Source organism: Corynebacterium jeikeium, from assembly GCF_000738175.1.
GTDB classification, from domain to species: Bacteria; Actinomycetota; Actinomycetes; order Mycobacteriales; family Mycobacteriaceae; genus Corynebacterium; species Corynebacterium jeikeium_C.
This window is the reverse complement of record NZ_JFCH01000027.1, coordinates 103,767-125,854: the sequence shown is the minus strand read 5'-3', so window position 1 is coordinate 125,854 and position 22,088 is coordinate 103,767. Positions and strand designations below refer to the sequence as shown.

Annotated in this window: 13 protein-coding genes; 6 read left to right on the top strand and 7 right to left on the bottom strand. The window is 61.9% G+C overall.

Features of this window, described 5'->3' with window-relative positions; genetic code table 11:
- Positions 1-123: 123 nt before the first annotated feature.
- Genes JQ46_RS04025 through JQ46_RS04015 form a run of 3 tightly spaced genes read right to left on the bottom strand, consistent with a single transcriptional unit; the run spans position 124 to position 8,119 of the window.
- Positions 124-3,819 (bottom strand): multifunctional oxoglutarate decarboxylase/oxoglutarate dehydrogenase thiamine pyrophosphate-binding subunit/dihydrolipoyllysine-residue succinyltransferase subunit, encoded by a 3,696-nt coding sequence (locus tag JQ46_RS04025; protein WP_034985648.1) that lies wholly within the window; start codon positions 3,817-3,819, stop codon positions 124-126.
- Positions 3,820-3,872: 53 nt separating this feature from the next.
- On the bottom strand, positions 3,873-7,310 hold the full coding sequence (locus JQ46_RS04020; RefSeq protein ID WP_237744717.1) for an ABC transporter ATP-binding protein: 3,438 nt from the start codon (positions 7,308-7,310) through the stop codon (positions 3,873-3,875).
- Between the two features lie 41 nt (positions 7,311-7,351).
- Positions 7,352-8,119, bottom strand: a complete 768-nt coding sequence (locus tag JQ46_RS04015) for a hypothetical protein (RefSeq protein WP_237744716.1) — start codon at positions 8,117-8,119, stop codon at positions 7,352-7,354.
- 87 nt (positions 8,120-8,206) lie between these two features.
- Between JQ46_RS04015 and JQ46_RS04010 the strand changes: the two genes are divergently transcribed.
- Positions 8,207-9,721: a carboxylesterase/lipase family protein gene (locus JQ46_RS04010; RefSeq protein WP_034985644.1), complete on the top strand. Its 1,515-nt coding sequence runs from the start codon at positions 8,207-8,209 to the stop codon at positions 9,719-9,721.
- A 235-nt stretch (positions 9,722-9,956) separates the two neighbouring features.
- Positions 9,957-10,745, top strand: coding sequence for a hypothetical protein (locus tag JQ46_RS04005; RefSeq protein WP_034985874.1), 789 nt, complete (start codon positions 9,957-9,959; stop codon positions 10,743-10,745).
- A 1-nt stretch (position 10,746) separates the two neighbouring features.
- Here the strand turns inward: JQ46_RS04005 and JQ46_RS04000 are convergent, their stop codons facing one another.
- Positions 10,747-11,280 (bottom strand): hypothetical protein, encoded by a 534-nt coding sequence (locus tag JQ46_RS04000; RefSeq protein ID WP_034985642.1) that lies wholly within the window; start codon positions 11,278-11,280, stop codon positions 10,747-10,749.
- A gap of 268 nt (positions 11,281-11,548) precedes the next feature.
- Here JQ46_RS04000 and JQ46_RS03995 point away from each other — a divergent pair, with 268 nt between their 5' ends.
- Both JQ46_RS03995 and JQ46_RS03990 read left to right on the top strand, forming a co-directional pair.
- Positions 11,549-12,865: an NAD(P)/FAD-dependent oxidoreductase gene (locus tag JQ46_RS03995; protein WP_034985640.1), complete on the top strand. Its 1,317-nt coding sequence runs from the start codon at positions 11,549-11,551 to the stop codon at positions 12,863-12,865.
- Between the two features lie 115 nt (positions 12,866-12,980).
- Positions 12,981-15,101: a DEAD/DEAH box helicase gene (locus JQ46_RS03990; protein WP_034985637.1), complete on the top strand. Its 2,121-nt coding sequence runs from the start codon at positions 12,981-12,983 to the stop codon at positions 15,099-15,101.
- A gap of 274 nt (positions 15,102-15,375) precedes the next feature.
- Here JQ46_RS03990 and JQ46_RS03985 read toward each other — a convergent pair whose 3' ends face one another.
- From JQ46_RS03985 to putP, 3 genes are all read right to left on the bottom strand, one after another.
- On the bottom strand, positions 15,376-15,861 hold the full coding sequence (locus JQ46_RS03985; protein WP_034985635.1) for a hypothetical protein: 486 nt from the start codon (positions 15,859-15,861) through the stop codon (positions 15,376-15,378).
- A 55-nt stretch (positions 15,862-15,916) separates the two neighbouring features.
- Positions 15,917-16,492 (bottom strand): HNH endonuclease family protein, encoded by a 576-nt coding sequence (locus tag JQ46_RS03980; RefSeq protein ID WP_237744715.1) that lies wholly within the window; start codon positions 16,490-16,492, stop codon positions 15,917-15,919.
- A gap of 132 nt (positions 16,493-16,624) precedes the next feature.
- Positions 16,625-18,205, bottom strand: coding sequence for a sodium/proline symporter PutP (gene putP, locus JQ46_RS03975; RefSeq protein WP_034985872.1), 1,581 nt, complete (start codon positions 18,203-18,205; stop codon positions 16,625-16,627).
- A 532-nt stretch (positions 18,206-18,737) separates the two neighbouring features.
- Between putP and JQ46_RS03970 the strand changes: the two genes are divergently transcribed.
- Together JQ46_RS03970 and JQ46_RS03965 are read left to right on the top strand one after the other, a co-directional pair.
- Positions 18,738-21,476, top strand: a complete 2,739-nt coding sequence (locus tag JQ46_RS03970) for a DEAD/DEAH box helicase (RefSeq protein WP_237744714.1) — start codon at positions 18,738-18,740, stop codon at positions 21,474-21,476.
- On the top strand, positions 21,469-22,088 hold a 620-nt coding region (locus tag JQ46_RS03965; protein ID WP_034985870.1), incomplete at its 3' end, for an SWIM zinc finger family protein. The genes JQ46_RS03970 and JQ46_RS03965, both read left to right, overlap by 8 nt.

The following is a 22,088-nucleotide window of genomic DNA, read 5'->3' as shown; positions in this document are numbered from 1 at the left end:
CTTCCTGCGGCTGTATGAGGCGCGCAGCGCGAAAGAGCCCGCCACTTAAACCTTGGAGGTTCGTGGCGGGCTCTTGCCTTGCTTGGGCGCTAGCGCGGGGCTAACGCCTGGCGGGGGAGCGCTTTACTCGAAAGCTTCCTCCAGCAGCTGCTTCTGCTCCAGCTGGTGCACCTTCGCAACACCGGTTGCGGTGGAGGACTGTGCACGGCGGGACACGCGCTTCAGCTGGATATCCGGGATGTGCTCCGGTAGCTGCAGAGCCAGGAACGGCCACGGGCCCTGGTTGGCCGGCTCGTCCTGAACCCAGCGCACCTCTGCGTTCGGGTAGTTATCCAGCGCATCCTTGATGCGGTTGAACGGAATCGGGTGCAGCATCTCCACACGGACGATTGCCACATCGTCGCGACCGTCTGCCTGACGCTTCTTCTCCAGGTCCCAGTAGATCTTGCCCGAGCACATCAGGACGGTCTTGACGTTTTCGTTCTTGCCGTTCTGGTTCGGATCGTCGATCACGGACTGGAACTTCTTCACCTCGGTGAAGTCCTCCACAGAGGAAACAGCCATCTTGTTGCGCAGCATCGACTTCGGGGTAAAGACGACCAGCGGGCGCTTCAAAGAGCCCAGAGCGTGGCGACGCAGCAAGTGGAAGTAGTTCGCCGGGGTGGACGGTTGGGCGATGGTCCAGGAGCCCTCAGCGGACATCTGCAGGAAACGCTCGATGCGGGCGGAGGAGTGGTCCGGACCCTGACCCTCGTAGCCGTGCGGCAGTAGCAGAACCAGGGAGGAAACCTGACCCCACTTGGCCTCGCCGGAGGAGACGTATTCGTCGAGGATGGTCTGGGCGCCGTTGGCGAAGTCGCCGAACTGAGCCTCCCAAGCCACCAGGGCATCCGGGTTACCCACGGAGTAGCCGTACTCGAAGCCCATGCCCGCGTACTCAGTCAGAGCGGAGTTGTAGGCCTCGAAGCCGCCGCCCTTGCCAGACTCGCGTGCCAGCTCTTCCAGCGGGCTGTAGCGATCGTGGTCGGTGTGATCGAAGAGGATAGCGTGGCGCTGGGTGAAGGTACCGCGCAGGGAATCCTCACCAACCAGGCGCACCAGTTTGCCACCGTCAACCAGGGAGCCGAAGGCCAGCAGCTCGGCGAAGCCCCAGTCGATCTTGCCGTTGCGGGACATTTCCTTGCGGCGCTTGATCACCGGCTTTACGCGCGGGTGCGGGGTGATGTGATCAGGAACATCGGCAAACAGGTCGCCGATGTGCTCGATGAGCTCTCGACCCACAGAGGTATCCAGACCGTGCGGCAGATCCTGGGAACCGGTAATGCCGCTCTGCTCCTTTGGTTTCGAGCCCTTCTCGGCTTCGCGCACCTGGGTGAACACGGTCTCCAGCTGCTCGTGGAAGTCGCGCTGCACGCGCTCGATGTCTTCCTCGGTCAGGTCGCCGCGGCCCAGCAGGGTCTCGGTGTACTGATCGCGAGAGCTCTTCGTCTCCCCAATCAGCTTGTACATCAGCGGCTGGGTCATCGACGGATCGTCGGCCTCGTTGTGGCCGCGACGGCGGTAGGTAACCAGGTCGATGAATACGTCCTTGCCGAAGCGGTTGCGGTAATCCACAGCCAGGTGTGCGACCCACACGACTGCCTCTGGGTCGTCGCCGTTGACGTGGAACACCGGGCTGTCGAAGCCCTTCGCCAGGTCGGTGGCGTAGTGGGTGGAACGGCCGGCATCTGGGGTGGTGGTGAAGCCGATCTGGTTGTTCACGATGATGTGGATGGTACCGCCGACCTCGTAGGCCTCCAGGCGAGCCAGGTTGATGGTCTCCTGCACGATACCCAGGCCGGTGAAGGCAGCGTCGCCGTGCAGCAGCAGCGGCATAACGGTGTGCTTCTCGTGCAGCTGATCCTGCTTGGCGCGGGCGATGCCCTCCATGACCGGGTTCACGGCCTCCAGGTGGGAGGGGTTGGCGGCCAGGTAGATGTCGATCTCGTTGTCGCCGAACATCTGGTGGTAGTGGCCCTCTTGGCCCAGGTGGTACTTCACGTCGCCGGAACCGCCAGCGGCGCCCGGATCGATGTTGCCCTCGAACTCGGTGAAGATCTGTGCGTAAGGCTTGCCCACGATGTTGGCCAGTACGTTCAGGCGGCCACGGTGCGGCATGCCGATAATGACCTCGTCCAGGGCTGCGTCGGCAGCGCGGTCGATGGCGGCATCCATCATCGGGATCAGGGTCTCAGCGCCCTCCAGAGAGAAGCGCTTCTGGCCGACGTACTTGGTCTGCAGGAAGTTCTCGAAAGCCTCGGCGGAGTTCAACTTCTGCAGGATGTACTTCTGCTGTGCCGGGCTGAATCCCTCCTGGCCAGCCTCGATGCGCTCCTGCAGCCAGGTGCGCTCTTCGGCGTCCAGAATGTGGGTGTACTCCGAGCCAACCTTGAGGGTGTAGGCCTTGCGCAGGTGGGAAAGAACCTCACGCAGCGTCATGGTCTCGCGGCCAGCGAAACCACCGACGTGGAAGGTGCGGTCGAAGTCCCAGAGGGTCAGGCCGTGGGACTCGATGTCCAGGTCGGAGTGGTCCGGGATAGGTAGACCCGGCTGGGTCCACTGCAGCGGGTTGACGTTGGCGATCAGGTGGCCGCGGGAGCGGTAGGCCTCGATCAGCTGCATCACACGGGTGGACTTGTCTACGCCGATGTTCGGCAGGTCCTGGCTCCAACGGGTCGGAGCGTAGGGCACGCGCATGGCGTGGAAGATCTCGTCCCAGAACTCGTCGTTGATCAGCAGGCGGCTCATGGTGCGCAGGAACTCACCGGACTCCGCACCCTGGATGATGCGGTGGTCATAAGTGGAGGTGATGGTCACCAGCTTGCCGATGCCCATCTCGCCCAGGCGATCCTCGGATGCGCCCGCGAACTCGGCGGGGTAGTCCATGGAGCCCACGCCGATGATGGCGCCCTGGCCCTTTGTCAGGCGCGGCACGGAGTGGCGGGTGCCGATGCCGCCCGGGTTGGTCAGGGAGATGGTCACGCCGGTGAAGTCGTCCATCGTCAGCTTGCCTTCGCGGCCGCGGTGAACAACGTCCTCGTACTTTTCCACGAACTCGCCGAAGGACATGTTCTCGGCTTCCTTGATGGCTGCAACCACCAGGGAACGCTGACCGTTCTTGCCCACCATGTCAATAGCCAGGCCCAGGTTGATGTGCTCCGGGGTAACGAGGGTCGGCTTACCGTCGACAACCTCGTAGGAGTTGTTCATATCCGGGTGGGCCTTGACTGCCTGCACCAGGGCGTAGCCGATGATGTGAGTAAAGCTAATCTTGCCGCCGCCGCGTGCACGCAGGGTCTCGTTGACCATCGCGCGGTTTTCGAACATCAGCTTCGCCGGCATATCGCGCACGGACGTAGCCGTCGGGATCTCCAGGGAAGCGTCCATGTTCTTAACTACGGCCTTTGCGGCGCCCTTAATGGGGGACTCGCCGGGTTCCGGCGCCTCTACCGGCTGCTTCGGAGCAGGCGGAGCGGTGCGCTTCGGGGTGGGCTTAACGCTGCTGTCCTGGTTTTGGGATGCAGCGCCCTTAGGCTGCTTGCCACCCGCCGTCGTATCCCGGGTGGGGGTGACGGTGTTCTTGGTGGAGCTTTGGCCGCCCGTGGTCTTTTGTGCTCCGTTGTCCGTCGCAGCCTGGGTGTTGCTCGACGAACTTACGGGAGAGGAATTTTTCTCAAAGTAATCGCGCCATTCAGCGTCGACAGACCTTGGGTCTTCCTTGTACTGCTGGTACATCAAATCGACCAGCCACTCGTTTTGACCGAAATTTGCGCTGCTCACAGCAGGTCCTCGCCTCTTTCCTTTATGACTTTAAGTCTCGTCGTTCCACCCTACTACAAACCCGTTGTGGGCCTTGGTGCGGCATTCCACAATTCGGCATATGGGCCGTCGTTTTGTAGTAGGTTGTTATGTTCGCCTATTTCGACGATACGGCCGTGATCCATCACGACGATTGTGTCGGCTCGGGCGGCGGTGCGTAGCCGGTGCGCGACGATGAGCGCGGTGCGGTTGCGAGTTACACGGTTGATCGCTTCGACGATCTGCGCCTCTTCGTCGTCGCTGATGTTGGCCGTCGCCTCGTCCAACAACATGATTGCTGGTCGGATGTATTCCGCCCTTGCCAGCGCGATCATGTGCTTCTGTCCGGCAGAGAGTGTGCTCGTTCCGGGTGAGATGTGGGCGCTGAGCCCGCCGGGGATTGTCTGCAGGATCCTCTCGCCGCCGATTCGCTCGACTGCCGCCTGCACCTTAGCCAGACCCGTGTGGCTTGCGTCGTCCGCGCCGTAAGCGATGTTCTCGGCCACGGTTCCGGCAAACAGATGTGGCTCCTGCGGAACGGTGCCGATGCAGCGCCGCCATCCGCGCACGTCGAAACTCCGGATGTCCGTTCCGTTTGCTTGTACTACCCCTTCCGTGGGATCCATGAACCGGTTTACCAGCCGCAGTAAAGTGCTCTTGCCCGCGCCCGTTGCGCCGACCACCGCCGTGGTGCCGCGGAAAGTGTGGTCGATGTCTAGGGTCGGCGCGGCGTGTTTATTGTTTCTGTATTTATATATGACGCCCGCACACCGAATCGCCGGACCTTTCATGAAGGTGGGCAGCGCTGCGTCAGCTGGCGCGGTAACGGCCGGACGTTCGTTAAGCAGTTCGCGGATCCGGGAGACGCTGACGCTAGCTTGCTGGAACTGATCGAATACCTGGGAAAGCTGTTGGATCGGGCCGAAGATCATCGTCAGGTAGAGGCTGAATGCCACCAGCGCGCCCTCCGTGGTCTGGCCATTGGCAACGAGGGCCCCACCTGCACTGAGTATCGCAGCCTGCGCGAGCTGGGTGAGCAGGTTAATACCGGGGAAGTACAGGCTCACCGCCGTTTGCGAATGGGTGCGCAGGCGGAGGTACTCGCGGGATTCGTTGTCCAGGCGGGTCTGCAGTGCAGCGCCATAGCCGAAGGCCTGGCCAGTGGGGAGTCCCATGAGAGCTTCCTGGAAGGTGGCATTGACCTGGCTGATCTGACTTCTGGCTCGAGTGTAAAGGCGGCGGGAAATCACGCGGAACGCCACCGTGGCAACCACGATGACTGGCAGGAATAGCGCGACTATCCCGGCCAGCGTGAGATCAGTGCCGATAAGCATTCCGAGGATGCCTAAAGCCAGGGTGGCGGACACGATTGTTTGGGAAAGTCCAGACTGCAGGAAGCTGGACAGAGAGTCGATGTCTGTCGTCAGGCGAGTCATGATCCTGCCACTCGACTGGTGGTGGAACCACAGAAGATCCATCCCCGTGATGTGCCGGAACAGCCGGTTGCGCAGGGTGAAAATCAGCCGTTCGCCGGTCAGCGTGGTGAGTACGGTGTTGGCGATCTGCGCGCCCCAGGAGAGTGCCACTACGAGTAGGGCGGCTCCACAAGTGATCCACAGAGCCCCCATGTCGTTGTTCGCCACTCCGCCGTCGATGGCGTGGCGGATAAAGGTGGGCAGGGCGATGTCGGCGGCGGAGGAGAGGAATAGCGTGACGACCACCGCCGCGATGAGACCGGGCACCATGGCAAACAGGGTGCGCAGGCGGAACCTTCCGCCGTCGTTAAGATCTGCGATTCTAGGTTCTACGGATGGGTAACTCGCGGGTTCGGCAGCGCTGTCGGAGGCAGTGGAGGTTTCGGCCGTGGCTGAGATTTCTTCCGTTGCAGCCCCCGGCCGCGCCGCAGGCAGGGAAATCGTCTGATCCGGATCGCGGAAGCCGCCGTCCGCGCGGTGGCTGATGTAAATCACCGTTGGGCGGGACAAAGCGGTGCGGAGGTTAGCCAGAATCTGGGCCTCGGTGGCCTGGTCGATGGCCGAGGTAGCGTCGTCGAAGATGATCGTGTGCGGGGCTCGAAGCAGCACCCGCGCGATGGCGATCCGCTGGCGCTGCCCGCCGGAAAGTGTGATGCCGCGCTCGCCGACGACGGTGTCCAACCCGCCCGCCTCACGGATGAAGCGATCGGCGCAGGCCAGCCGAGCGGCTTCCCAGACCTCTGCCTCCGTGGCCGAGTAGCCGAGCAGAATGTTCTCCCGGATCGTCCCGGAATAGAGGAACGCCTCGTCCATCACCAGCGCTGGCCGGTCGGATTCTTCAACTTCCAGCAGCGGAATCGGTGTGCCGTCGGCGGCACTCACCACCTGGATGCCCGCCGCATCCTGGGTGTTCAAGCCGGCCAAGGCGTGCGCTAGGCGGGTCTTTCCCGAAGCTACCGGGCCTTCCACGATCGTCGTGCTCGAGGGGGCGATGCTCAGCCGAATCGGGGGTTGTCCCGGGGCGATTGGCACGCTGCCGACAAACCCCATGGGGTCGCGCACAGGAGTGGTGCCGGTGGGGCGCGGCGGGGCGTCAATAATCTCGAAAATACGATCCGCACACGGTTGGGTGACGTGCACATTGACGAGCGTCCCCGCAGCCATGCGAGTAAGTCGGGTGAGCATGGTGATGAACGTGGAAACCGCCAGGAAGTCACCAACGCTGATCGCCCCGCGCATGGCCAGCCAGCCGCCGAGTGCAATCGCCGCCACTAGCGCCACGTTCGGCAGGGCGGAAAGGGCCGGTTGGAAGATAGCGCTGAGCTTGCCCACGCGCATGTTAATGGCGTACTGCCGGGCCGATTCACGCCGGTAGCGGCCAATCTCGCGTGGCTCCTGGGCGAAGCTCTTCATCACCTGCACACCGGAAACCGTGCGTTCAACCTGCTCCGCAACCACCGCCGCCTGGCGCTGCGAAGCCAGGGACGGGCCGTACAGTTTCGTACGCGAGGCATAAGCCACGGCGAAGAGCAACGGGATCTGCACCGCAACAATCCCGGCGATGGGTGGGGAAATCCAAAGCACCACGGCGAAGATCAGCACCAGCTCGAGCATGCTGGAAGCCATCAGCGGGAGCATCGCGACCATGCCCTGCACCTTCGTCAGATCCGTAATGGTGCGCGAGATCACCTGGCCGGTGCCGAAAGACCGTGCGGCGTTCTCGTCGACCGCCTGGATCGCCGCAAACATCCGAGTGCGCAGACTGTGCTGAGTGCGCACGCTGAACGTGCCGGACAGGAAACGCCGCAACGCCTGCGTAACGAAACGCGCGCAGGCTACCGCCACCAGCAACCCGATCGCGCGCGTGCTGCCATCCACGGAAGCACCAGCGAGCAGCGGCAACAGCAGCTCAATAGTGGGCAAGACCACGGAGAAAACCGCCACGGCGGAGAATAGCCACCGGTGGCGCAGGGCGGATTCTCGGATGACTCTGAACACGGCGATGATTCTAACGCGGGGGTCGGACAACCCCCGACGAGCTAGAAGATCTCGTCGGCCTCGCGGATGAAGACGTGCACGTTGTCGACCATGCGCTCTGCGATCTTCCGGTTGGCCTTCGCCCCCAGATAAGCGCCGACGCCGAACGGCAGAACCTTCTTAAACATCGCCCCACCGAAACTCTTGCGCACCTGGCGGAATGCGAAGCGCCCCAGGACGTTGTTGGCCTGCTTTAGCTCGACAGAGCCGGCTTTGCGCAGCTTGCGCGCACCGCGCAGCCGGTTGGCGGCCTGCAGCGAGCTAAAGGTACGGTCTTCGGCCAGTGCCTGCACCAGCTCCTTGGCCGTAGCCCCGGAGATCGCCAGGTACACCACCGCACGGCGAGTCTCCTCCTTGGAGATGTCGATGCCATTCAACTCGGCGGAGGCCAGGGCGTAGAGCGCACAAACCTCAATGAGCAACGCGGATTCCGCCGCGATACCCGCCAAGGAGAGCAGCGTACCCACGCCTGGGACTGCGGCCACGCCGCCGGTACCCGCGCCGGAGCCCGTGGCCAGGTTCTTAAAGTGCGTGTCTAGAATTTCCTGTTTGCGCTGGGGCGTGGCGTCACCATGCTTCTTCTCGATCTTCGTCACATAGGACCGGATCAGCGGCTCCTGGACAGAGACCGTGCGATCGATTGCCTCGAAGAAGCGGCGAGCGAACGGGCCGGAAGGATAGGGCGCACGCCGCGCCTGCTGGATGAGCTCAGAGGTAGCGGTGGCCTCGTCGCGCGGTTGATCAGACTTGCCGAAGTTGAGAATTCCCATGGGCACCAACAGTAGGCCAAAAGTTCGCCGATGGTAGGGGATGCGCTTGCCCGACTGTCGGTAGGCGCTAGTGCTTAGGATAGTGAAATGATGAATCAGGACGGCGTGCGGGTAGAGACCACGGGTGGGGTCGTCCGCGGAATCCGGGTGGACGGCGTGCGGACATGGCGCGGCATTCCATTTGGCTCCGCGGAACGCTGGAAAGCCCCACGCCCGGTGCGCTGGCAAGGGGAGTGGTCGGCGGAAGAGTACGGGAACGTCGCACCTCAGACGTCCTACAACTGGAAAGACGAAGTCATCGGCGATGAGGACTGCCTGAACCTGGATATCGTCCGGCCAGACACGGACGGCAAGTTGCCAGTTGTGGTGTTCCTACACGGCGGCGGGTTCTTCGCCGGGGCTTCCCACACCGCAGTGCTGCGCGGACATAATTTCGCCAAAGAATTGGACGTAGTTTACGTCGCTCTGAACTTCCGGCTCGGTGCGCTGGGATATGTGGACCTGAGCTCCCTGGACGTCCCCGACGCAGCGAGCTGTGAACCCAATCCCGCGACCCGCGACCAGCTCTTGGCACTGGAATGGGTGCGGAAGAACATCGCGGCCTTCGGAGGCGACCCGGACAATGTGGTGCTGATGGGCGAATCCGCAGGCGGGACTTCCGCTGCCGCTCTGATGACCATTCCCGCAGCGCGAGGTTTGTTTCACCGGGTGATTCTGCAGTCGGCGCCCGTGATGAGCGTGCACACCAACGTGCAGTCGAACCTCTGGGCGCGCAAGCTCACGCAGTATTCCGGACTGGTTCCGCGCACAACGTCCATCGCCGAGCTGCGTGCCTTGCCTTTCGCCGACGTGGTGCGCGCCGGGCAGCAGATGCTGTGGCGGGGCGGCGGACTGCGGGAGATGAATATGGCATTTGGCATCGCCATCGACGGCGAACTGGTTGCCGACCACCCCTTGGGAGTCTTCGAGCGCACCGAACACCAGCGGATCCCGTTACTCATTGGGACAAACAACGATGAGCTATCGGCTGCACAGATGCTCTTCTTCTCTAAGAATGCGCGGATAAGGGCAGCTCGGACGATGCTACGCGCCCACGACCCGGTGCTAGCTGAGCAGATCGAGAGCGCATATGGGGATATTGGGCGCCGCGGGGTATTCGCCCAGATGCTTGCCGACGCCGTGTTCTGGGCGCAGTCCATCCGGCTCGCCGAGCTGCACCAGGCGGCCGGGGCACCCGTATGGATGTATCGCTTCGACTATGCACCCGCGATGTTGCGGCGGCTCGGGGTGGGTGCGATGCACTCGATGGAGCTGTCGGCTCTTTTTGGTGACGCCAAGTCCTCGAAAGCCAGCTTCGTTCTGGGAGGGGAGATGGCCGCGGTCTCCGAGCACATGCAACAGGCTTGGAAGAGGTTTATCTGGGGTGCAGACCCGGGCTGGGAGCCGTATACGCTGGGAAACCGGGCGACGCAGGTGTTCGAGCGGGAGCTCAGGCTGGAAGAAGACCCTCGCGCGGAGTTTCGCCGAGTGTGGGAAAAGTTCGACATGGGCGGTTGGGAAGGTGACGAGAGCTCCGTGGCGATGCCCAGGCCCGGCCGCTAGTGCGGGCACGGGGGGGCGGCTGACACGGCAGGGGTGCGGTGGGTTCACGGTGGGGCGCGGAGGGCTCACGGTGAGTTCAAAGTGAGTTCATGAGGGGGTTAGCCACCCGATTGGTTTTGCATGGAGACGCGGTGTTCGGGATCGGGTTAATATGGTGCTCAAGTCTCGGAATGCACGTTCGCTTCGGACTGAAACACCTCATAAAACACTAGGAAATACTAGGGAGACGTTGGCTGTGGGTTTCTACGAGGACATTGCTCAGGCGCTGGATGCTGAGGGTATTGAGTCGCGAGTAAACGACGACATGTTGTTTGTACCGATCGCGCCGGAGCTGGAGATTCATTTTCAGCAGATCGAGCAGACGAGCACCACGGCAGGGATCAACTCGGCGAATGTGTTCATGGCCAAGGGGGAGCTCGACGAGGTTGCAGGCATTGAGGAGTTCGAGGACACCCTGGTCGGCGTGGTGTTCTCCGTAGAGGCCGCCGTTGCGGTGGTGGCGCAGTACATTGCGACTGACCAGTGCATTACCGTGTTGCACGATCTGCTGGAAGGCACTGACGATAGGATCTCCGACCTGGAGTTTGAGCAGGATCTGATTGAGCCGATGTTGGTGCGCGCAGAGGTGGGCAATGGCTCCCTGATCACCGTGATGCTGGGCTCCGGAACTGACGAGCCGGAAGCGACCGTGACCTTTGTAACCTTCGGCGAGGAGTACGACGAGCTGGTGGCACAGGCTGAGGCCGAGCTGGATAGCGACGAGAGCCTAAGCGACTTCGAACGCGAAGTGATGTATCAGAATGTCCTTGAAGATGCCGCCGAGATGACCCAGGAGGTTCTGGAACTGGGCACCTTCACGGACTTCGATCAGCTCTTTGACGCCCTGGCGGTTGCACAGGTGCAGGCCACCGAGTGGGAAGAGCTGTTGGTTCCCTTGGAGGACGAGTTCGACTACTACGACGGAGAATTTGACGACGAAGAGTTTGACGACGAGGACGGGGACGCAGCAGAGGACGAGGACTAGCTCACGCGGCACGCGGAGCCGGCGCCTTGCCGACTTGCAGATCCTCCTGCGTCATGAGTGCATGCCACGTCAGGCTGACTTGAGCCTGATGATTGCGATCCCGGAATTCCTGCGGATCTTCCCGCACAGTCCACGCCTGGCCGAGAATTAACTCCAGTAAGCGGGCGGACTCGTTGCGCATCCACTGTGGACACTCCACCGACACCGTGACCAGGAACAAGTCCTGCTCCTCGGGTGCCTGCTGCCCACTGAGTCGGCGCCACAGCAGTGGGGTCATGCGCCGCCGTGAGACATGCACCATTGCCGTGGAGTCGCCGGCCTCCACAACGAAGCGAGGTGCTTGCCAACCGGGGGTAATGCGGATCAGGCTTCGCGGGTGGCGCAACATGGCGCGGGCCTCTGCCGCCGCACGGTGGGGCTCGCTCAAAGCGAAACTCCGCAGAGAAGGCGGGGTAGCGTCCGTGCGCCGGGGTGCCGGACGCCCAGCGATTGGGCGGGGAACCGTTGCTCGCCGAGTGGTGATGCGGGACTTCATGGTGGCTCACTTCCTTACTTGTGTTGATTAGCTGTGCCGGCCATCCGCTGTGGAGACTTGCCAGCAGTGGTCTGCGTTCAGGGATGCAGAGTAGGCAATGGGGTGGACAAGGTGGCGTCACTAAGAAACAGAATAGAACACACAATCGAATAAGGGAAGGTGTTGCGAGCAACCGAAGCTACTGATCAGTGCGATAGCATGGGCGCAGCAGGTGCGCGAGCGCAGGCAGAAACAGCATGCGAGAAAAGACAGGTGAGGGAGCAGCGACATGGCGGATAACGTAGCCAATGTGGCCCTCGTAGGAGGCGGGCTCGCCGGACTCGCCGCGGCGCGAACCCTGCACAAAAGTGACGTGAATTGCATCGTTTTTGAAGCCAGCGACAGCCTGGGTGGGCGCGTGCGCAGCGAAAAGATCGACGGTGTGACCATCGACAACGGACTGCAGACCTTCAACTCCTGGTACCCGGCGGTGAAAGAAATCCTGCAGCCAGGGGAGTACGCCGCGCTGGGGATCCGCTACTTCCAGCCCGCGATCCAAACGCTTACAGACGACGGGTTGGCGCTGATCTGCGACCCGATCCGTGCCCCACACCTGATTCCCAACCTCATGCGGTCAAAGGCGCGCAGTGCTCTATCCTTCCGGGACCTTCTAGCCCTACGGCGCTGGCTAAAGTCCGAGCTATCCCACCGCTCTAGCCTGGAACTGCGCAGCATCAAGCAGAAACACATCGACGAGGACGTGAAGACCTGCGAATCGCTGGACCAGCGGGGTGTGCACCGACGCACTCGCGCCGTGGCGATCGACCCGTTGTTGCGCGCATTCCTGTTCGACGTTGAAAGCGAGTCTTCCGCGATTTTCGCCAAGTGGATGGTCGCCACGATGCTGCGCGGCAACCTAGCTGTGCTGGAAAACGGTATGGGCGAACTCTCGGCGGCGCTCGCTCGCGTACCGGGGGTCGAGTTCCATCTGAACTCGCTCGTGACCGCCATCGAGGAGGATGGCGACGGGGTACGAGTGACGGTCAACGAGGCGGAAACCGAACATTTCTCACACGTCATCGTAGCCGTCGATCCGCGGCGGGAATCCGAGCTGCTGGGCTCACCGGAAGTGCCCACGACCAGCGTTTCTTCCTGGTGGTTTGTCTCCGACGAGCCGGTGATGGACGAAGGCCTGCTAACCGTGGATGGCACCCGCAAAACCCCCATTACGTCTGCCACGGAGGTTACCGCCGCCGCCCCCAGCTATGCGCCTGGCAAGCACCTGGTGGCCGCTAACCACGTGCACCCGCGCGGTTCTAACCCAGCTGACGGGCCGTCGGTGGCTGAGGTGCAGCGCGGTCTGGGGTCGCTGTTCGGCGTAGATTCCTCCGGTTGGGAGCTGGTTAAGGAACAGAAGTTTATTGACGCCATCCCGCTCATCCTCCCGCAAAGCCTGCAACGTATTGGCAAGGAAATGGGGGAGCGGGAACTCCAAGGCGGTCGCATCGCCTTGGCCGGTGCCCAGCACGCAACGCCGAGTATCGATGGTGTGCTCCGCAGCGGGCAGCGGGCGGCAAATCACGTGATCGCCCAGCTTGAGCTTTAGCCTGAGCTGTAGCCTGAGCTGCAGCTTGCGTTACGGGCAGCTGAACCCTGGGGTATTTTCCGGGGTATTTTCGTGAATCGCTTTATCGGTCAAGGCAGCGTAGGCTTGGACAACGATGAGTGATACTGAAAACGTCACCGGCGACGTGAACCAGCCGGTTAATGACGAGTCGGTATCTCAGAATGAACTGCAGGGTGGCCTCACGGAGAATTCTTCCCAGGATTCTGCCGTGGAAAAGCACGAGCCACAAGATGTGACTAATGAGGCAGTGGAGTCTGAGAACGCCGAAGCGAAAGTTCCAGAAAACGACAATAAGCAAAGCGAAGAGCAGGGTAAAGAAGAGCAGCAGCCCTCTTTCGACGGGCTGGGATTGCCCGAAAACGTACTAGCTGCAGTCAAGAAGGTCGGCTTCGAAGTACCTTCTCCGATCCAGGCAGAAACCATTCCGGTGCTCATGGAAGGCCACGACGTGGTCGGCCTCGCACAGACCGGTACCGGTAAGACGGCCGCATTTGCGTTGCCGATTCTGTCGCGTATTGACGTGTCGAAGCGTCACCCCCAAGCCCTCGTATTGGCACCGACGCGCGAGCTTGCGCTGCAGGTTGCCGAGAGCTTCCAATCTTTCTCCGAGCACCTGGGCGGCATCCACGTGCTGCCGATCTACGGCGGCCAGGCCTACGGCGTGCAGCTGTCCGGCCTGCGCCGAGGTGCCCACATTGTGGTTGGTACGCCCGGCCGTGTGATCGATCACCTAGAGAAGGGCAGCCTGGATATTTCCGAGCTGCGCTTCATGGTGCTCGACGAGGCCGACGAGATGCTGAACATGGGCTTCCAGGAGGATGTCGAGCGCATCCTGGAAGACACCCCCAGCGAGAAGCAGGTTGCCCTGTTCTCTGCGACGATGCCTTCCGGTATTCGTCGCCTGTCGAAGCAGTACCTGAACGATCCGCAGGAAATTACGGTTAAGGCCACCCAGCGGACCAGTGAAAACATCGAACAGGATTACCTGCTGGTCAGCCACCGCGACAAGCTGGACGCGCTGACTCGCATCCTCGAGGTCACTGAGTTCGAGGCCATGATCATGTTCGTGCGCACGAAGAACGAGACCGAGGAGCTGGCGGAGCGACTGCGCGCCCGCGGCTTCAATGCGGCCGCCATTAACGGCGATATTCCGCAAAACTTGCGTGAGCGCACCGTGGATCAGCTGAAGGATGGCCGCCTGGACATCCTTGTGGCCACCGACGTGGCTGCCCGTGGCCTGGATGTCGACCGCATCACCCACGTGTTCAACTACGACATTCCGCACGATACCGAGTCCTATGTGCACCGCATTGGCCGCACGGGCCGTGCAGGTCGTAAGGGGCGCGCCATTTTGTTTGTGACGCCCCGTGAACGCCGCCTGCTGAAGGCTATCGAAAGGGCAACCAAGTCTCGGTTGAATGAGATTGAGCTGCCGACGGTGGACGCAGTGAACGAGGCTCGCAAGGAGAAGTTCCGCGACAGCCTGACGGAGTCCCTGGCGGACCCGCAGATCGGTATCTTCCGCGACCTGGTGAAGGAGTACGCGGAGTCCAACGAGGTCGAGCTGTCGGACATTGCGGCAGCCCTGGCTACCCAGCTGCAAGCTGGCGAAGACTTCCTGATGAAGGAGAAGCCGAAGGAGGAGCGTCCGCGCCGCCGGGATCGCTATGGCGACGACAACCGCAGCGGCGGCGGAGCGTACAAGCCCTTCGACGAGCGTTTCAATAAGGAAGCTCCGCGCATCACGGATCGCAACGGCAAGGAGCTGGCCGTGTACCGCCTGTCGGTGGGCCACCGCCAGCGCGTGCGCCCGGGTGCCATCGTCGGTGCCCTGGCCAACGAGGGTGGTATGAACTCCCGAGACTTCGGTCGCATCAGCATCTTCGCGGAGCATTCCCTGGTGGAGCTGCCGGCGGATTTGCCGATGGAAGTCTTCCACGCGCTGGATCAGACCCGCGTTTCTGGTCAGCTGATCAACATTGAGCCGGATCCGGGTGCTCCGGCTGGTCGTCCGGGCAGCCACAAGCGCCAGCACCGCAATGAGCGCGGGGATCGTGGTGGACGTGGCGGACGCGGCGGACGCAACCGTTTCGACGAGCGCGATGATCGTGGCGGACGCGGCGGTCACGGTGGCCGTGGCGGTCGCAACCGCCGAGATGATCGTGGCGGACGCGGTTTCAAGTCTGACCGCGGGCACCGTGGAGGTCGCCGCTAGACCCTAAGCGGTCAAATGTCGTTAGAACGAGAATACGGACGCTCGGTCGAGGAACAGAATAATTCTGTAGCGCTCTGAACTGCGCGTTCTTGTTAATGGGACTGTCGTTCATTTACGTATTCTCGATCTAACGACATCGGCTCTTTGCCCGCTGAGGCTGAAGCACCCATATCAGCGGCTATCAAATAAAAACGCACCCCGGGTGGGGTGCGTTTTTCGTGTACCCGCGATCTTATCCGCGGGTTCTAATTAAAGCTTTAAAAGCTGAAGGGGCTTAGACGAACATCAGGATCGCCGTGACCAGCCACAGCAGGTTGAAGATGCCCGCGAACATCGCCGCCTGGCCCGGAATCTTGGAAACGTCGGCGTCTGCGGCCTTGGCAGCCTCTGCCTCGGAAGCCGGAGCGTCACCGGCCTCGACAGCGTTCAGTGCAACCAGACCCTGGCGCTGACGGGGGATAACCAGGGCAATCAGCACTCCCCAAGCAGCGATGGCCAGCAGCAGGGCGAAGTGCAGCGCGGTGTTCTTCATTGCGCCGTCTACGACGAAGAATGCGATGAGGCCCAGCACCGGCACCAGCAGGGAGATGAAGCCATAAGAGCGGGTAATGCGGTGCACCAGTCGCAGGGCACCGACAGCAGATGGGTCACCGGACTGTGCCTTGCGGAACTGGGGAGCGTACATGGAAGAAGCGATAGCAACGGGGCCGATCAGCAGGATCGCCGCCAGGACGTGAAGCGCAACAATAAAAGTAGACATGTCCTCTATCCTCACAGATGAACAGGGGCTTTGTCACCTTTAAAAGCCGCGCGCCCTATAGATCGCAGGCTTCCCGAGCCGCCTGCACATCCGCTGCCGAAAGCGCCAATTCATAGTCGCCGACTACCCGCAAGAAGCGCGCGCAGTAGCCACAGCGTTCCACCGGGGGCAGCCATTCGCTCAAGGTGGAATCGGATTTCTCACGGTTCACCTCGGATGCCGTCACCAGCAGATTTCGCTGTACGTCGTTTGCAAATGCCCGCCGCTGCTCTTCCGGCCACGCATAAGCCCCTAAGTCCCACGCGGCCGCCAGCGGGACGATGTGGTCTATGTCCACCCCGTGGCGGTCCATGGGGTGATGCGTATAGGGATCGACGCCCCCTTGTTTCCCCAGGGTTCCGCCTCCGTCGTTGCTGGCACATCCACCGGCAGAACCCCCGAAGGTCTGCACCAGCAGCAAGTGCCGGGTATCGCAGACGCCGAACTCTGTAACCTGCATTCCCCACCCGTCGCCGAATCGGGCGCGGGAGTATCCCAGTACCCGTGGACGGGCGGGGATCTGGTGAATGCGTTGCAGGTACTCCCTAACCGTTGCTTGATCCTGCGGGTGGTGACGATGTGGCGTCGTCACCCAAAAAACGACACAGACCACAACAACCAGGAACAGGCAATAGAGGCGGAAGGGGTGAGACAGGGAAAAGCGCCGCATGCAGTCTTAGACTGCAGCGGCGCTAGAAAGGTTCGCTCAAGAAAAGCGGGTGAGCTACTTGGCGGTTACCTCTGCGGCTTCCTCGAAGTCGATGTCCTTCTTGATGGCGATCTTGGAAAGCTCGGTTGCCTTGTCGAAGGTATCGGTGATCTCCTTGGACGGAGCCTTGGTCATCAGGGTAACGGCGACCATGACGATGACGTTCAGAGCCACGCCCGGGATCATCTCGTACAGGCCGAACGGCTTGTCCATAACACCGAACTGCGGCAGGCCGCCCCAGATGAAGGCGACGATAGCACCGGTGACCAGACCAGCGGCGGCACCCGGAGCGTTGAGGCGGCGCCAGTACAGCGAAGCCAGAATGACCGGGCCGAAGGAGGCGCCGAAGCCCGCCCAGGCAAACTCGACCAGGCCAAGGATGCCGGACTCCGGGTTAAGAGCAATCACGCCGGCGAAAATAGCGACAATCAGCACGGAGATGCGGGAGAGGTTCTTGAGGGACTGATCGGATGCGTTCTTGTTGATCAGGCCGTTGTAGATGTCCTCAATCAGCGCGGAGGAAACAACCAGCAACTGGGAGGAAATGGTGGACATGATCGCGGCCAGAACAGCGGTCAGGATCAGGCCAGCGATCAGGGGGTGGAACAGGATGCGGCCCATGTCCAGGAAGATCGACTCGAAGTTCTCCTGGTCAACGACGGCGATGGACGGATCCATGCCGAAGAATGCCGGGCCGATGACTGCGACCATGACAGAGCCGACCAGGCACAGGAACATCCAGCCGACGCCGTAGCGCATACCTGCGCGGGCATCGGACGGGCTGCGCAGTGCCATGAAGCGCACGATGATGTGCGGCTGACCAAAGTAGCCCAGACCCCACGCGGCGTTGGAGATGATGGTGATGAAGGAAACGCCGGTGAACAGGGAGAACCAGTTCGGGTTCGGCTCGATGGAGCCCAGACCGTATGCGTTTTCTAGCTGGTAGGTCCAGATAGCGCCTGGATCATCCATGTGCAGCAGCGCCATGACCGGCACCAGCAGCAGGGAGACGAACATGATGCAGCCCTGGACGGTGTCGGTGAAGGAGACGGCCAGGAAGCCGCCGATGAAGGTGTAGCCCACGGTAACGGCGGCGATGATGATCATGCCGGTCAGGTAGTCGCCCTGGAAGGTGGACTCGAAGTAAACGCCACCTGCAACCATGCCGGAGGATACGTAGAAGGTGAAGAACACCAGAATGATGATGCCGGCGGCGATGCGCAGGAAGTGCGTGTGATCGTTGAAGCGATTCTCCAGGAAGGAGGGGATCGTGATGGAGTTATTCGCCACCTCGGTGTAGGCGCGCAGGCGCGGGGCAGTGATGTACCAGTTCACTGCGGCGCCGATCAGCAGGCCGATGGCCATCCACATCTCGGAGAAGCCGAGCAAGTAGAGCGTGCCAGGCAGACCCATGAGGAGCCAGCCGGACATGTCTGATGCGCCGGCGGACAATGCGGCGACAAAGGGGTGCAGGTTACGTCCGCCGAGCATGTAATCCTCATACTCGTCGGTCTGGTTGAAACTATAAAGTCCAATCAGCAGCATGATGATCAGATAGATCACCATGGCTATGACAAACCATGTTTGGTCAGTCACAAACATCATCTCCTCAAGTTGAATGTATAAGTTCTATACGTCAGCTTTCGGGCTCTCTGTGCTCCGAAGTACAGAAGGCGCGCGTATGTGTGACGCGCACAACTCGGTATCCACGTTAGCGAAGACGTTTACGTTGCGAAGGGTGTCCGGGGTACGTGGTAGAACTTCCAGCATGGGATTCACGCATCAGATGCACGTTGTTGCACCCACGTCGGGCGGGCTGTGGTTGTGGGTAGAGCGTGTCGAGGGGCACGGGGTGGTACTCGATATCGACGAGCTGGAAATTGACGATCTACCTGCGGTTTGTATGGATGTGCTGGGGTCGCGACCATGGCGCAATAGGGGTGGGATCTGGCTGTCCACTCCACGGGGGAGGGTTAAGGAATTACCGGTGCCGGCGGTGGCTTTAACACCCGAAGAATCTGTTGAGCTAATGAGGGAATTATGCGAGTATGCGAATAAAAGTATCGATACTGGAGCTACTGATAAGCGTGGGCTGATTGACGGGCTGGGTCCGGAGCTTAAATTCCTTATGAATTTATGCGCTTTTGTTGAGGAAGCTGTGCGGGCCGGGCGCGTGATGGTGCGGATGGAGCGAGTGGATGATCAGTGGTTCCCGCGCTGGACGCTTGCGCCCGCAGGCGACCACATGCGCGTGCTGCAGCAGTTCCGTGAGCGCGTGCCGGGAGTGCTGACACGCAACGGTGGCGCAGACGTAGTGGATCGCATGGCCGACGAGTTTGCGCACTGGATCGCCGTGACCCACCTGCGCCGCGAGCTGAGTGACTTCACCTCGGACTTCGTGCGGGCCCTGGCGACGGGCACGGCAACCCGGCGGGGCGGAGCCAGCACCGTGGTAAGCCTCGGCCAGTGGCGGCGGGAGGCCGAAGCGCAGGCGGGGCAGCTGGTGTTCTTGTTGTCTACGCCCTCCGAAGTGGAAGAAGTCGATTCCGAACCAACCTGGTGGCTGCAGATTGCCTATTCCCAGAACGGTGGACCCTTCGAGCCGTTGAACCCAGCCACCATGAACGAAGATCTGAGGGAGCAGGTTATCCGCAGCCTCTACAGGGTGGAGGACGTGTGGCAGGAGTTCAATCCGCACGTACGAAGCCTGCTGACGTGGGTAAATAGCGGCTCGAATCGGTTGGAGCGGGAATGGTGGCGTCCAGAAGAACTGCCGAGCGCACAGCCAACCTTGGGAACGAACCTGGACATCACCGAACTAGCGAGCTTCCTAGACCACGGGGCGGAGGCGCTGCGCGAAGCCGGATTTAGCGTGATGATTCCGCGTGGGTGGGGCAAGGTGCGCCCGCGGGTAAAGGCTAAGGCCACCCCGGTGGGGCAGGGGCCGGGGTCGGGCAAGCTTGGCATGGATCAGCTGATGAACTTCTCCTGGGAAGTCAGCCTGGGCGACGGCGGCGCAGCAGGGGCTAACGGTGCCGATGGTGCCGACGGAACCGGTGAGGAACTGGACGAGGCCACCCGCCAGGAGCTGTTGAACGCTGCCGAATCGATCGTGCGCATCAACGGCGAGTACGTTTACCTGGATCAGGAGGCCCTCTCGACCGCCCGCAAGTGGTTCGCGGAAGTGACCAAGGAGCAGGACAAGCCGCTGGGGGAAGCCACCGTGAGCGTGCGCGACATCCTGGAAGCCGACCTGTTGAGCGCCAGCGAAACGGTGGATACAGACCACGAATTCCGCGTGGTGGCCGACGGCTGGGTGGAACGATTGCTCGATGGCGGGGCGCAGGTGGATCCGCCGGAGCCGGTAGAGCCTCCCGCCGCGGTGCAGACCGCCCTGCGCGATCACCAACGCCGCGGTTTAAGCTGGCTGGCCTGGATGCACCGTCACCGTATTGGCGCGATCCTGGCCGACGATATGGGGCTGGGCAAGACCCTGCAGGTGCTCGCTCTGTTGGCCTGGGAGCGTGAGGTCGACGATTGCGCCGGCCCCACACTGGTGGTTGCTCCCACCACCGTCGTGGAAGCCTGGCGGGCCGAAGCCGCGCTGCACGTGCCGAGCCTGGAGGTCTTGGTTGATCACGGTTCGGGGTTGCTCACCGATAAGGAGTTTGGTGACGCCACGTCCCAGGGGCTGGAGGGCAAGCAAAAGAAGCCGGATCTGGTGGTGACAACCTACGGGCGCGTGGCCAGGAATACTGCGCGCTACCAGCAGGTTCAGTGGGGCCGAGTGGTGGCCGACGAGGCGCAGGCCATCAAGAACCCGGCGACGAAGCAGTCCCGGGCGGTGCGCTCGCTGAATGCAGAGACCCACATTGCACTGACGGGCACTCCGGTGGAAAACCGGCTGAGTGATCTGTACGCGATTATGGACTTTGCTAACCCCGGAATCTTCGGCTCCGCCGCAGCCTTCCAAAACCGCCTGGCCATTCCCATTGAGCGCTATGGGGACGAGGAGGCGAAACGGCGCCTGCGCGGGCTGGTGCAGCCCTTTATCCTGCGCCGCTTGAAGGACGACGCTGCGATTGGGCTGGACTTGCCGGAGAAGCAGGACATCGTGGAGCGCGTGCCATTGTCCCGGGAGCAGGCGGCGCTGTACGAGTCCTTTATTAAGGACATGGAGATGCGCCTGCAGCTCCCCGGTGGCAAGCGGAGGGCCAACATCCTGGGGGCGCTGGTGAAGATCAAGCAGATCTGTAACCACCCGGCGCACTTCGCGGGCGACGGCTCCGGCATCCTGGCCGATGGCAAGCATCGTTCGGCAAAGGTTGAGCGCATCTTCGAGATCACCGGCCAGGCGCTGGAGCAGGGCAAGAAGGTGCTGATGTTCACGCAGTTCCCGACGTTCGGCAAGATGCTGGCGCCGGAGTTGCAGAGCACTTTCGGTGTGGAGGTTCCCGTGCTACACGGCGGGCTGTCGCGTGCGAAGCGCACGCAGATGGTCCGCGAATTCCAGAGCGCCGATGGGCCGCCGATCATGATCCTCTCAGTACGGGCTGGCGGCACCGGCATCACCCTGACGGAAGCCTCGGTGGTGATCCACATCGACCGCTGGTGGAATCCGGCAGTGGAGGACCAGGCCACGGACCGGGCCTATCGGATCGGCCAAAACAAGTCCGTGGAGGTTTATAAGCTGGTGGTGCAGGGCACCATCGACGAGAGAATCCACGACATCATCATGAGCAAGCGGGAGTTGGCAGGAGATATCGTCGGCGCAGGCGAGGGGTGGATCGCCAACCTCGACGATGAGGAGCTGAGCGAGCTGCTGCAGCTGCGCGAGTCCACTCAGCTGGAGGAAAACGATGGTTAGCAAGCAACCGAAGAAGCGCACGCGCACGGATGCGACCTGGGGCGACAACGTGGTGCTCGCTGACTTTGGAGCCAAGCGACGCCAAGAAATGGACCGCCTGCGGGATCAGCACGGCACCCACATCCGTGGAGAGGACAGCTGGGCCAGCTCGCAACTGATGGAGTCTATTTCCAGGTCCACAGACTCCGGCAGGCTGGCGCGCGGCCGCGAATACTTCCGCGGCGGCAAAGTGCTGAGCGTTGAGTTCGCGGAGAATGTGGTTGCAGGGCTGATCCACGGCTCGCAGCTGGAGCCTTTTGAAACGTCCATTCACCTGCGGAGGCTCACGGACCGCCAGCGGGATTTCGTGTACCACGAGATGCTCTCCGACAGCTCGCACATCCGCTCCCTCTTAAGTGGCGGCGCGCCGGGCATGGACGTCGCCTCGGTGCTGATGCACCCCGGGCACGTCAACCGGGTGTACTGCAGCTGCCCGGATAAGTCCGCGGTCTGTAAGCACGTGGTGGCACTGGCCTATTCTGCGGCGGAGAAGCTGGATAGGGACGCCAGTATTCTGCTGAAATGGCGGGGGCTTAACGCGCAGGAGCTGCTGCGCCCAGTTCAGGGCTGGGG